The sequence below is a fragment of the Algibacter pacificus genome (assembly GCF_008033385.1).
Lineage (GTDB): Bacteria > Bacteroidota > Bacteroidia > Flavobacteriales > Flavobacteriaceae > Algibacter > Algibacter pacificus.
Map to the genome: position 1 here is coordinate 1 of NZ_VOGY01000008.1, position 12444 is coordinate 12444.

Here is a 12444-nt window from a genome sequence, read left to right on the forward strand (position 1 = left end):
ACCTCTGAAGTAAACTTCTTAATATCCCCCTTTATCGTTACAAAGACACAAAACACCTGTTATACAAAGCATTACTTCTTCCAAAACCAAACGCAGTGTATTATTTTTTTTACAAAATATTACCTAAACGAATATTAAATTAATGTTTATTTTTATATACTTTTTACGCTCCTAAACTTGCTAAACTGGCTTTTAACGTTTCAATTTTAGCTAAAGCATCGGCTTCTTTTTTCTTTTCAGAAGCTACGACTTGCTCTGGTGCTCCGGCAACAAAACGTTCGTTAGAAAGCTTTTTCTGTACAGATTTCAGGAACCCTTCGGTATAATTTAATTCTTCGGTTAACTTTTTAATTTCAGCTTCCACATCGATAGCTCCCGCCATTGGTATAAAATACTCGTTAGATTTTACTCTAAAAGTTAAAGCACCTTCAACCGGCTGTTCAACATATTTTAAAGTTTCTAAATTCCCTAATTTTGCTATAACCTCATCGAATGTTTTATCTGAATTTTCATTATTAATTACTGAAAAACCAATAGCATCTTTAAACGCAATATTCTTTTCTTTTCTAATGGTTCTAATACCCGAAATAACTTCCGAAGCAAATTCAAACTGCGTAATTAATGTGGTATTAATAGGTTTAGCTTCTGGCCATTTTGCCACTATTAAGGCCTCTTCTGGGGTTCTTTCAGCCATATATTGCCAGATATCTTCCGTTAAAAATGGCATATACGGATGTAAAATTTTTAAATTATCTTCAAAACAAGCAATCACTTTATTATAAGTTATCGCATCAATCGGTTGTTGATAAGCCGGTTTTACAATCTCTAATAACCAACCACAGAAATCATCGTAAATTAATTTGTAAATCGCCATTAAAGCGTCACTTAACCGGTATTTACTAAAGTGATCTTCAATTTCTACTAATGCGTTTTGAAATTTAGCTTCGTACCATGCTAATGCAATTTTACTCGAATTTGGTTGCGCAATACTATCACTCACTTCCCAAAGATTGGTTAAATTGAAAGCATTCCAAATTTTATTTCCAAAACCTTTTCCTTGTTGACAAAGGGCTTCATCGAACATTAAATCGTTTCCGGCCGCCGAACTTAATAACAGTCCCACACGAACCCCATCGGCACTATATTGTTCAATCAGTTTTAAAGCATCGGGTGAATTCCCTAAACTTTTGCTCATTTTTCGACGTTGCTTATCACGAACCAATCCCGTTAAATAAACGTTATTAAACGGTTTTTCATCTTTATATTCGTACCCCGCAATTATCATTCTAGCCACCCAAAAGAATAAAATATCGGGCCCTGTAACCAAATCGTTGGTTGGGTAATAATATTTAATTTCTTCGTTTTCTGGATTCCGAATACCATCGAAAACCGACATAGGCCATAACCAAGATGAAAACCAAGTATCTAGCGCATCGGTATCTTGACGTAAATCAGTAGTGGTTAGTTGCTGGTTATTGGTTTTTATTTTTGCTTTTTCTAAAGCCGCTTCAATATTTTCGGCTACTACAAAATCTTCTTTTCCATCGCCATAGAAATAGGCTGGAATTTGTTGTCCCCATAATAACTGACGAGAAATATTCCAATCACGAATATTTTCCAACCAATGGCGGTAGGTATTTTCAAATTTCTTTGGAAATAACTTTATTTCGGCATCTTCACCTAAAACCGCTTCCATAGCAGGTTTTACAAGTTCTTCCATTTTAAGAAACCACTGGTCGCTTAATCGTGGTTCGATAACGGCTTTTGTTCTTTCGGAAGTTCCTACTTTATTTATGTGTACTTCGGTTTTCACTAAAACACCTAAAGCTTCAAGTTCTTTTGCAACCGATTTTCTGGCTACAAAACGGTCTTGACCTTCAAATTGTAAACCAAAACTGTTTAACGAGGCATCTTCATTAAAAATATCGATAACTTCTAAGTTATGTTTATCTCCTAAAACCTTATCGTTTTCATCGTGTGCCGGTGTTACTTTTAAACAGCCGGTACCAAATTCTAGATCGACATATTCATCTTCGATAATAGGAATAACACGACCGCAAATTGGCACAATGGCTTTTTTTCCACGTAAGTGCACAAAACGCTCATCGTTAGGATTAATACAAATTGCAGAATCCCCAAAAATAGTTTCTGGTCTGGTGGTGGCAATAGTTAACACATCGTCACTACCTTCAATTTTATAATTGATATAATATAAACTTCCTTGACGTTCTTCGTGAATAACTTCCTCGTCAGAAAGTGTTGTTTTAGCTTCCGGATCCCAGTTTACCATACGGTAACCACGGTAAATAAGCCCTTTTTCATGTAAATCGATAAACACCTTTATCACGGCTTGAGACATATCGTCATCCAAGGTAAATTTAGTTCGATCCCAATCGCAAGAGCACCCCAATTTTTTTAACTGCTCTAAAATTACGCCACCATATTCGTTTGTCCATTCCCAAGCGTGTTTTAAAAACTCCTCGCGTGTTAAATCGTTTTTATCAATCCCTTGCTCCTTTAATTTAGCAACAACTTTTGCTTCTGTAGCAATAGAGGCGTGATCGGTTCCAGGAACCCAGCAAGCATTCTTACCTAACAAACGCGCACGACGAATTAAAACATCTTGAATAGTATTGTTTAGCATATGCCCCATGTGCAAGACGCCAGTAACGTTTGGCGGCGGAATGACAATGGTGTAAGGTTCTCTGTTATCGGGTGTTGAATGAAAATAATTGTTTTTCATCCAGTAACTGTACCACTTACTTTCTACCTGACTTGCATCATATTTTGATGGAATTTGCATACTTTGGAATAATTTTTGAATATTAGTTTGCAAAAGTACTTATATTTCTGTTTCTGTGAAAGCAATAAACAGGATTCAAAACATTTAAAACATGCCCTTTAGACTTTTTAAATTATTCGTTAAAAAATAATAGCCATATATCCAAGTGGAATGCATCAATAAACGAACAATACAGCCATTATTTTTGCAGATGATAGAAAAAGTAAGTATGTTTGACTTAGTTTTGAAAGGATAATATTCATTTAAACCATAAATTATGGTATGATACTTGTATCATTAACAATATTAAAACAAAAAATCATGAAACAAATTATTACAATTTTATTTATCGGACTGATTAGTTTTGCAGTAGATGCACAAGCTAAAATTGAATTTAAATCGGATACTGTAGATTACGGAACTATTGAAAAAGGTGCTAATGGCGTTCGCGAATTTAAATTTACCAACACAGGTAACGAACCTTTAATTATATCTAAAGTATCTTCTAGCTGTGGTTGTACTATTCCTAAAAAACCAGATGCTCCAATTATGCCTGGAAAAACAGGAGTGATAGAAGTAAAATACGACACCAACCGTGTAAACCCTATTAGAAAAACAATAACTGTAATTTCTAATGCTGAAACTCCTACGGTTGCTTTAAAAATTAAAGGTTTAGTTGTAGATCCGTCGACACAAAGTGTACTAGACAAAAAGAAAAAGAGTATTGTACAACAATAAACTTTAAAATAATTATTAAAAAGGCTTAAAATCTTACGGTTTTAAGCCTTTTTTATTATTTAAAACATCTTCTAAATTAAAATTGCAAACAAAAATAGAGCCATCTCGCTCAATTTTTAATTTAATCCGTGTGCCGTGATCACCATAAAAAAACTCCGTTAATTTTTGTAACGTAAAACGATAAGCCCGCTTATTATTTATACTCAAAATACGATCTCCTATTTGCAGTCCTGCTTTATCTGCAGGCGAATTGGCACGCAACTCCACAATGCTATAAACTGGTTTTAAAGTGAGCTTATAACTAGAATTAAACTCTGTTTGTGTACTGTTTTCTAATTTTTGATTAACTTTTGGAGCCGTGTGCGAAACAAAATAACCAGCCTCTTTTACAAACTGAACACCATCGTGTGCTAATTCAATTCCACTTTTATTATACCCAAATGGGGCTTTAAAAAACGAATTCTTTTTTAAAATAACCGTTGCCTTTCGGTAATTAAAAATAAGATTAAATCTTTTTAGTACACCAGCAGCAATACTACCATGGCGTTCTTTATGACTTAAAACATGGCCAATTGAAGTAGAATCTGGAAAAGCCACATTAGGGTTTTTAATTGCAAAATTTTTTAAGTAAAAAGCTTTAATTTTAGAACGTTTTCCATAAACACTTCCACTTAAACCATGACCTAAAAAATCATTAAAATAATAATCACTCACTACAATGCCTTCCTTTTTATTTTCAAACAACCAAAGCGCATCACTCCCTCCAGAATCCATAAGCATTTTAACAGGAATTCGTTTTTTATCAATTTCTACTTCACCCATTATATAAGGTTTATTATTATAAAATTCTAAAACAAACTCCTCACAGGTTCTACATGGCTTATTAACTTCTTTCCCTGGATTAGTTAGTTTTAAAAATTGACGTTTATAGTTAATCTCTACCACTAAATCTTTAAACAAATCGAAGCCAATAATACCATGTATAGGCATACCTAATTTTGAACTAAAATTTATATCAGAATCATGAATAGCATATAAGTCCTGATTATTATTAACCACAGCTCCTATTCTAAATACATTATTTCTAGACCTAAAGGCATTTATAGGCTCTCCTTCCCCCAACCCTCGAAGCAATATACTTTGAGGGTTTTTAATTTTTAGAGAATCTGAAATATTTAAAAAATTAAAAACTATTGGTTTACTAACTCCGGTATCCACCAAAAAAGAGAGGGTAACACCGTTAATCTCAAGAGGAATAACAATAAGATTATTAATTAGTTTAAATTCAATTTTATCCGTCCCTTTTTTATTTTTTACAATAAATTGCTCCTGTGAGTACCCCAAACTAGATACCAACAACCAGAAAACTATACTATAAAAAAGATGTCTCATACAAAACTAAATTGTTATGAATTTAACAAACATTATAAGAACTTTACTATTTAAAATGCTATTTTAAAAAATATTTAGGATAATTTTTGCAACTTTGCACACAAAGTTACAATATATTTATGCCAACAATTTCTAAGAAAGGGTTATTAATGCCCCAATCTCCAATTCGTAAACTTGTTCCTTATGCAGAAGATGCCATTAAAAAAGGAAAAACAATTTACCATCTAAACATTGGGCAACCAGATATTAAAACTCCAGAAATAGCCCTAGAAGCGGTTAAAAACAACACATTAGAAATTCTTGAATATTCAAGATCTCAAGGCTCTGATACTTACAGAGAAAAGCTTGCCGCTTATTATGCCAAGCATCAAATTAATGTAACATTAGAAGACATTGTTGTCACTACTGGTGCTAGCGAAGCGTTGCAATTTCTATTCAGTAGCGTTATGGATCCGGGTGATGAAGTGATAATCTCCGAACCTTTTTACGCCAATTACATCGCCTTTTCTATTGCAACAGGAATTAAAGTTGTTCCAGCCGTTTGTAATATTGACGATAATTTTGCTTTACCAACATTAGCCGCTTTTGAAAAATTAATTACTCCAAAAACAAAGGCTATTTTAATATGTAACCCTGGAAATCCCACGGGATACTTATATTCCAAAGAAGAAATTAACCAACTCGCTAAAATTGTTATTGAACACGATTTATATTTAGTAGCCGACGAAGTTTACCGAGAATTTGTATACGATGGCTATCAACACTATTCCATTTTACAGGAAGAAGGTATAGACGAAAATGCTATAATAATAGATTCTGTTTCTAAAAGATACAGCATGTGCGGTGCACGTGTAGGCTGTTTAGTTTCAAGAAACAAAGCAGTTATGGAAACCGTTTTAAAATTTGCTCAAGCAAGATTAAGTCCGCCAACTTACGCACAAATAGCTAGTGAAGCGGCACTAGAAACGCCACAAAGTTATTTTGATGATGTTATTGAAGAATATGTTGAAAGACGAAACACCTTAATAACAGAACTACAAAAAATTGAAGGCCTAAAAGTTGCAAAACCAAAAGGAGCATTTTACTGTATTGTTGAGTTACCAATAAAAGACTCCGATCACTTTGCAAAATGGCTTTTAGAATCTTTTGATGTCGATGGAGAAACCGTAATGGTAGCTCCCGCTGCAGGTTTTTATTCCACCTCTGGTGTTGGTGTAAACCAAATTCGCATTGCTTACGTACTTAAAAAAGAAAGCTTAATAAAAGCGGTTCATATTTTAAAACAAGCTTTAAAAGTTTACAAAGACTAGCACCGGTGCACATACTTAATAATATATCTCTAAAACCTTATAACACCTTTGGTATAGATGCAGTAGCCAAACATTTTACTTCCGTATCTACTATTCAAGATTTACAAAAGGTTTTAAAACTAGAGACCTACCCAAACAAACTCATACTTGGCGGAGGAAGCAATATGCTACTCACTAAAGATTTTAACGGTTTGGCGCTTCATATTAATTTAAAAGGAATTAAAATAATTTCTGAAGATAAAAACCATGCCATTGTAAAGGCTCAAGCTGGTGAAAACTGGCATGAGTTTGTACAATGGTGTTTAAAACATGATTTTGGTGGTCTTGAAAATTTATCTTTAATTCCCGGAAATGTAGGCACAACACCTATCCAAAACATAGGCGCTTATGGGGTTGAAATAAAAGATACTTTTGAATCTTGCGAAGCCATAAACTTAAAAACGCTTCAATTTGAAAATTTCTCAAAAGAAGATTGTCATTTTGGATATCGTAATTCCACCTTCAAACAAGAGAATAAAGGCAAATACATAATCACCAGTGTTTGTTTTAAACTTACAAAAAAGAACCACAACCTTCATATAAACTACGGTACTATAGCTACCCAACTTGAAGAAAACGGCATCAAAACGCCAACCATTCAAGACATTTCTAAAGCAGTTATTACCATTCGAAAAAGTAAATTACCAAACCCAAAAAACATTGGGAATAGTGGTAGTTTTTTTAAAAACCCTGTGATTTCAAAATCGGAATTCGAGACCTTAACAAAAAACTTCCCCGATATACCGAACTATCCCGTTTCGGAACAAGAAATAAAAATTCCTGCGGGCTGGTTAATTGAAAAATCGGGTTTTAAAGGAAAACAATTTGGTAATTATGGCGTTCATAAAAAACAAGCTTTGGTATTAGTAAATTACGGAGGCGCTCAGGGTTTGGATATTTTAAAACTTTCACAACTCATTCAAAAAACAGTGAAACGTCTTTTTAATATTTCAATAGAAGCCGAAGTTAACATCATATAATCAAAACACGCTTAACTTTGGTATATTTGCATACCATAAAACTAATTTTATATTGATTTCAGCTATAGAAAAAGACATTGTTTATTTACTAGAACGTGGTGACAAAAAGGGGATTACGCTATTGTATGAAAATTACGCGGACGCCTTGTATGGCGTAATTCAAAAAATAATTAGTGACGAAGATATCGCGCAAGACGTGTTACAAGAAACTTTTGTTAAAATTTGGCGCTATTCTAAAAAGTACGATCCTAGTAAAGCCAAGCTTTTTACATGGCTATACCGCATTGCATATAACACCGCAATAGATAAAGTACGGGCTTTAAAAAATAAAAACAACAAAGAAGTCCAGATAGAAACTTCAAGCGTATATAAAATAACAGCCAACCAATTAAACGATGACGTTTTAGATATCCAAAAACATCTAAATACGTTGGAGAAAAAATATCAAATTGTAATTAACGCCCTCTTTTTTGAAGGGATGACCCAACAAGAAGCTAGCGATGAACTAGATATTCCACTTGGTACCATAAAATCGAGATTAAAAATTGGATTACGTGAATTGAAAAAAATTTATAATCCATAAACCATAAACGTCATGAATGAAGAAATAACTACTTTTTTAAATTCTGGCCTATTAGAAAAATATCTAATTGGTGACACAACTTCTGCAGAAACAGAACAAGTGGAATCTTTTATTTCAAAATACCCAGAAGTACAAAACCGATACAATAGCCTACAACTTAATTTAGAAATTGTAATCCAAACCAAAGGCAAAGAAGCACCAACATTTGTTTTAAACAATATTCTAGACGAACTAAACGAAAAACCGGTTGCAAATTTAGTTCCAAAAAAGAAATATAAAGCCTGGTACAAATACAGCATTGCGGCTAGTATTGCTGCTTTAATTTTTGCTGGGACTTCCTATTTTTACTACCACCAAAACCAAAAGTTAGCTAAAGAAAACCAAGTAGTTGTCGATGAAATTTTTGATTTAAGAGGGGATATTGAAAAAAACAATAAAATGCTGGATAATGTTATGAGGCAACTTTTAAAACTCAACAACCCAGAAACCGAAAAATATATTATTTCGGGCAATGAACGCGCAAAAAATTTAAAAACCGTAGCCTATATAAATCCGAAAGAAAAAACATCTATGATTGATGTCGTTTCCTTACCCAAATTACCCGAAGAGCAATGCTACCAAATTTGGGCAGAATTACAAGGTCGGATGATAAGTTTAGGAATTTTAAACGAAACTGACCGTAGATTAATTAATATTCCCTATGCTGAAAATGCTTTAGCTTTAAATATTACCATTGAACCAAAAGGTGGAAATACCGTGGCATCTGTAGAAAACTCGGTTGCCGAAATTAGTTTACATTAAAATTCTTTTTAGCCAAAAAATTTAGAAAGCCCCATTTTTTTTAAATGAGGCTTTCCTGCTATTAATAAACGTCTATCCTATACAATTCTACACGAACTGCTAGCTGGGTTTATTCTTTTTATTTCTTGTCAAATAAAGCTTTATGTATTAGCCCTGCCACAATAGCACCCGCTATTGGGGCCATCCAAAACAACCATAATTGCCCTATAAACTCTCCGCCAGCAAATATAGCTTGACTTGTAGATCGTGCCGGATTAACCGATGTATTTGTTATTGGAATACTTATTAAGTGAATTAAGGTTAAACCTAAACCAATAGCTATTGGCGCAAAACCCTTTGGAGCTCTAGCATTGGTACTTCCTAAAATAATTAAAAGAAAAAACATGGTTAATAAAAACTCTGCTATTAAAGCAGCCATCATAGAATAACCACCGGGAGATAACTCCCCATAACCATTTGCAGCAAAACCTCCAATAGTTTCAAAATCGGCTTTGTTACTCACTATTAAATACAAGGCTCCAGCTGCAGCCACCGCTCCTATCAATTGTGCGATAATATAGCCCGCCAAATCTTTAGCCTCAAACTTTCCTCCAGCCCATAAACCAATTGAAACTGCTGGATTAAAATGCCCTCCAGAAATATGTCCCACAGCAAAAGCCATCGTTAAAACTGTTAGACCAAAGGCCAGTGCTACACCTGCAAATCCAATTCCTAATTCCGGATAAGCAGCAGCAAAAACAGCACTACCACAACCGCCAAAAACAAGCCAAAATGTTCCAAAAAACTCTGCAAATAATTTATTCATAATGATTAATTTAATGGTTATTTATTGTTTAACATGCCCTAAACACAATAAATTAGACACTATAATTATTAACAGGTCACAATTCATTAAATATCCGTTCCTTTTTTAAAGGTTAAATTATATCTTTGCATCCTATTTAATTTTCGGTTGAAAGCACTTTGTTTTTTGAAATTTTATAAAACATCTTTCGACTAATTTAAGAATCAAAATCAAATTTTATCATGAAATTATTATTGATAACTATTGCGTTATTAGGATTAGGCATCGCTGGAATAGCCATTAAATTATGGGCTAAAAAAGATGGTAAATTCGCAGGAACTTGCGCCAGCCAAAACCCTATGCTTAATAAAAACGGAGAAGCTTGTGGCTTTTGTGGAAAAACACCAGATCAATATGCCGATTGTAATGAACCTCAACATTCTTAAAATTTAATGATTATACTTGATGCTGTATGCTATGCATTTATTGCCGTAGTCTTTATTCAAGTGGTTTATTTTCTTTTTATTTTTGGAAACTTTGCTTTTCTAAAACTAAAAAAACCTACTTCAAAAAACATTGCAGTTTCGGTAATTATTTGTGCTAAAAATGAAGCTGAAAACTTAAAAACGTTTATCCCTTCTATAATAAACCAAGATTACCCCGACTTTGAAATTGTTTTAATTAACGATAGCTCTCACGACGACACCTTAGACATTATTGAAGCCTTCGCAAAAAACCATCACAACATAAAAATTGTCGATGTAAAAAGTATTGAAGCCTTTTGGGGAAACAAAAAATACGCGCTAACTTTAGGCATAAAAGCCTCAAAAAACGATTATCTTTTATTTACCGATGCCGATTGCAAACCCGCTTCTAAACATTGGATAAAAGAAATGACGGCACACTTTAGCAATAAAAAATCTATTGTTTTAGGCTACGGTGGCTACTCTAAAATTAAATATTCGTTTTTAAACAAACTGATTCGTTTTGAAACCGTAATGACCGCCGTTCAATACTTTTCTTTCGCTAAAATAGGGGTACCTTATATGGGCGTTGGACGAAATTTAGCCTATACAAAAAACGAATTCTTTAATGCCAACGGCTTTATTAAACATATAAAAGTACGTTCTGGCGACGACGATTTATTTATAAACCAAGTGGCCAACTCTAAAAATACAGCCATTAGTTTTTCTAACAACAGTTTTACATACTCTGTTCCAAAAACACGTTTCACTGATTGGTTTAAACAAAAAAGACGTCATGTTTCTACTGCAAACCTTTACAAATCAAAACACAAAATAGTATTGGGATTATTTTATTTAACCAATATTTTGTTTTGGGTTTTAGCTACCATACTATTCAGTTTTCATTTTAATTGGATTATTGTATTAAGTTTATTTTTACTTCGACTAAGTATTCAATACCTAATTATAGGGATGTCATCAAAAAAACTAAAAGAATTAGATATTTTATTTCTACTTCCAATATTAGAAATTACGCTTATTATATCGCAATTCGTCATTTTTATTAATAACTTAGTCTCAAAACCAAATTTTTGGAAATAAACGAAGCCATAAAACGCGCAAAATCTAACGACCAAAAGGCCTTTAATTTTTTACTACACTTCTATTGGGACGATGTCTATGGTTTTCAACTCAAACGCATTCAAAATGAAAATGACGCGGAAGATATTACCATCCAGACTTTTTCAAAAGCTTTTGATAGAATTGAAACTTTCGACGAAAAATACACCTTTAAAACCTGGCTGATAACTATATCAAAAAATCTTCATATTGATTTACTTCGGAAAGAAAAAAACTCGATAACCCAAGTTATTTCAAATACCGATAAAAAAGCATTTCAAGTTTTAGACGAATCGCCTTCTCCGGAAGATATTCTAATCACCGAACAACATTTAGCTAAGTTGCTACGTGACATTAAAAAACTTAAACCTCACTACCAAGAAATTATAAACTTGCGCTATTTTCAAGAGCTGAGTTATAAAGAAATTTCGAAACAATTAAATGAACCCATGAATAACGTAAAAGTTAAACTTTTGCGTGCAAAAAAACTACTCGCAGAGATTATTCAAGATAAGTAAACAGGACGACTTTTAATAGAATACTTCGTATCTTTGCTTATACACTTTATAAATATGAATACCGAAACAACTTCAAATATATTACCAGAACGCCAGGCCAAACCTAAATGGCTTCGTGTTAAGTTACCAACCGGAAAAAAATACACCGAATTACGTGGTTTGGTTGATAAATATAGCTTAAATACCATTTGCACCTCTGGAAGCTGCCCAAATATGGGAGAATGCTGGGGAGAAGGCACAGCAACCTTTATGATATTAGGAAACGTGTGCACACGTTCTTGTGGGTTTTGTGGTGTAAAAACAGGCCGACCAGAAACCGTAGATTGGGATGAACCTGAAAAAGTAGCACGTTCTATTAAATTAATGAAAATTAAACATGCCGTTTTAACCAGTGTGGATCGTGATGATTTAAAAGATATGGGAAGCATTATGTGGAGTGAAACTGTTAAAGCGGTTCGCCGAATGAATCCTGAAACCACTTTAGAAACTTTAATCCCAGATTTTCAAGGTGTTGAACAACATATCGATAGAATTATTGATGTGGCACCAGAAGTAGTATCTCATAACATAGAAACCGTAAGACGTTTAACACGAGATGTACGTATTCAAGCCAAATACGATCGTAGCTTAGGCGTTTTAAAATACTTAAAACAACAAGGGCAACGCCGCACAAAATCGGGTATTATGCTTGGTTTAGGTGAAAAACGCGAAGAAGTTATTGAAACGCTTCACGACTTAAAAGCCAATGATGTCGATGTTGTTACTATTGGTCAATACTTACAACCCAGTAAAAAACACTTACCAGTACAACAATTTATAAATCCAGACCAGTTTAAAGAATACGAAAACATTGGATTAGAATTAGGTTTCCGCCATGTTGAAAGTAGTGCGCTTGTAAGATCATCTTACAGAGCTCAAAAACATATTAACTAAG

Annotated in this window: 12 protein-coding genes; 9 read left to right on the forward strand and 3 right to left on the reverse strand. The window is 33.5% G+C overall.

The window, feature by feature from the left end; all coding sequences use genetic code 11:
• Positions 1-163: 163 nt before the first annotated feature.
• Positions 164-2803, reverse strand: a complete 2640-nt coding sequence (locus FQU21_RS12580) for a valine--tRNA ligase (protein WP_147678361.1) — start codon at positions 2801-2803, stop codon at positions 164-166.
• 300 nt (positions 2804-3103) lie between these two features.
• On the opposite strand from FQU21_RS12580, the gene FQU21_RS12585 reads away from it, so the two are divergent.
• Positions 3104-3520, forward strand: a complete 417-nt coding sequence (locus tag FQU21_RS12585) for a DUF1573 domain-containing protein (RefSeq protein ID WP_147678362.1) — start codon at positions 3104-3106, stop codon at positions 3518-3520.
• 33 nt (positions 3521-3553) lie between these two features.
• Here the strand turns inward: FQU21_RS12585 and FQU21_RS12590 are convergent, their stop codons facing one another.
• A complete protein-coding gene (locus FQU21_RS12590; protein WP_147678363.1) occupies positions 3554-4912 on the reverse strand; it encodes a PDZ domain-containing protein in 1359 nt (452 codons plus the stop codon).
• 119 nt (positions 4913-5031) lie between these two features.
• Here FQU21_RS12590 and FQU21_RS12595 point away from each other — a divergent pair, with 119 nt between their 5' ends.
• Genes FQU21_RS12595 through FQU21_RS12610 form a run of 4 tightly spaced genes read left to right on the forward strand, consistent with a single transcriptional unit; the run spans position 5032 to position 8625 of the window.
• Positions 5032-6222 (forward strand): pyridoxal phosphate-dependent aminotransferase, encoded by a 1191-nt coding sequence (locus FQU21_RS12595; protein WP_147678364.1) that lies wholly within the window; start codon positions 5032-5034, stop codon positions 6220-6222.
• Positions 6223-6227: 5 nt separating this feature from the next.
• A complete protein-coding gene (murB, locus tag FQU21_RS12600) occupies positions 6228-7241 on the forward strand; it encodes a UDP-N-acetylmuramate dehydrogenase (protein ID WP_147678365.1) in 1014 nt (337 codons plus the stop codon).
• 52 nt (positions 7242-7293) lie between these two features.
• Positions 7294-7824 carry an RNA polymerase sigma factor gene (locus FQU21_RS12605; protein WP_147678366.1) on the forward strand — a complete coding sequence of 177 codons (531 nt, stop codon included), beginning with the start codon at positions 7294-7296 and terminating at the stop codon, positions 7822-7824.
• 12 nt (positions 7825-7836) lie between these two features.
• Positions 7837-8625 (forward strand): anti-sigma factor, encoded by a 789-nt coding sequence (locus FQU21_RS12610; protein ID WP_147678367.1) that lies wholly within the window; start codon positions 7837-7839, stop codon positions 8623-8625.
• 118 nt (positions 8626-8743) lie between these two features.
• On the opposite strand, the gene aqpZ is transcribed toward FQU21_RS12610, so the two are convergent.
• Positions 8744-9430: an aquaporin Z gene (gene aqpZ / locus FQU21_RS12615; RefSeq protein ID WP_147678368.1), complete on the reverse strand. Its 687-nt coding sequence runs from the start codon at positions 9428-9430 to the stop codon at positions 8744-8746.
• Positions 9431-9651: 221 nt separating this feature from the next.
• On the opposite strand from aqpZ, the gene FQU21_RS12620 reads away from it, so the two are divergent.
• From FQU21_RS12620 to lipA, 4 genes are read left to right on the forward strand one after another with little or no spacing between them, the layout of a single operon-like run.
• Positions 9652-9855, forward strand: a complete 204-nt coding sequence (locus tag FQU21_RS12620; protein WP_147678369.1) for a membrane or secreted protein — start codon at positions 9652-9654, stop codon at positions 9853-9855.
• Positions 9856-9861: 6 nt separating this feature from the next.
• Positions 9862-10974: a glycosyltransferase gene (locus tag FQU21_RS12625; RefSeq protein ID WP_187269382.1), complete on the forward strand. Its 1113-nt coding sequence runs from the start codon at positions 9862-9864 to the stop codon at positions 10972-10974.
• Positions 10965-11510: an RNA polymerase sigma factor gene (locus tag FQU21_RS12630; RefSeq protein WP_147678370.1), complete on the forward strand. Its 546-nt coding sequence runs from the start codon at positions 10965-10967 to the stop codon at positions 11508-11510. The genes FQU21_RS12625 and FQU21_RS12630 overlap by 10 nt, the downstream gene beginning before the upstream one ends.
• A gap of 54 nt (positions 11511-11564) precedes the next feature.
• Positions 11565-12443 (forward strand): lipoyl synthase, encoded by an 879-nt coding sequence (gene lipA, locus FQU21_RS12635; RefSeq protein ID WP_147678371.1) that lies wholly within the window; start codon positions 11565-11567, stop codon positions 12441-12443.
• Position 12444: the final 1 nt, after the last annotated feature.

Excerpts from the sequence above, each read along its gene's own strand:
- FQU21_RS12580 (WP_147678361.1), bottom strand. The coding sequence starts at position 2,803 with ATGCAAATTCCATCAAAATATGATGCAAGTCAGGTAGAAAGTAAGTGG.
- FQU21_RS12585 (WP_147678362.1), top strand. The coding sequence starts at position 3,104 with ATGAAACAAATTATTACAATTTTATTTATCGGACTGATTAGTTTTGCA.
- FQU21_RS12590 (WP_147678363.1), bottom strand. The coding sequence starts at position 4,912 with ATGAGACATCTTTTTTATAGTATAGTTTTCTGGTTGTTGGTATCTAGT.
- FQU21_RS12595 (WP_147678364.1), top strand. The coding sequence starts at position 5,032 with ATGCCAACAATTTCTAAGAAAGGGTTATTAATGCCCCAATCTCCAATT.
- FQU21_RS12610 (WP_147678367.1), top strand. The coding sequence starts at position 7,837 with ATGAATGAAGAAATAACTACTTTTTTAAATTCTGGCCTATTAGAAAAA.
- aqpZ (WP_147678368.1), bottom strand. The coding sequence starts at position 9,430 with ATGAATAAATTATTTGCAGAGTTTTTTGGAACATTTTGGCTTGTTTTT.
- FQU21_RS12620 (WP_147678369.1), top strand. The coding sequence starts at position 9,652 with ATGAAATTATTATTGATAACTATTGCGTTATTAGGATTAGGCATCGCT.
- FQU21_RS12625 (WP_187269382.1), top strand. The coding sequence starts at position 9,862 with ATGATTATACTTGATGCTGTATGCTATGCATTTATTGCCGTAGTCTTT.
- lipA (WP_147678371.1), top strand. The coding sequence starts at position 11,565 with ATGAATACCGAAACAACTTCAAATATATTACCAGAACGCCAGGCCAAA.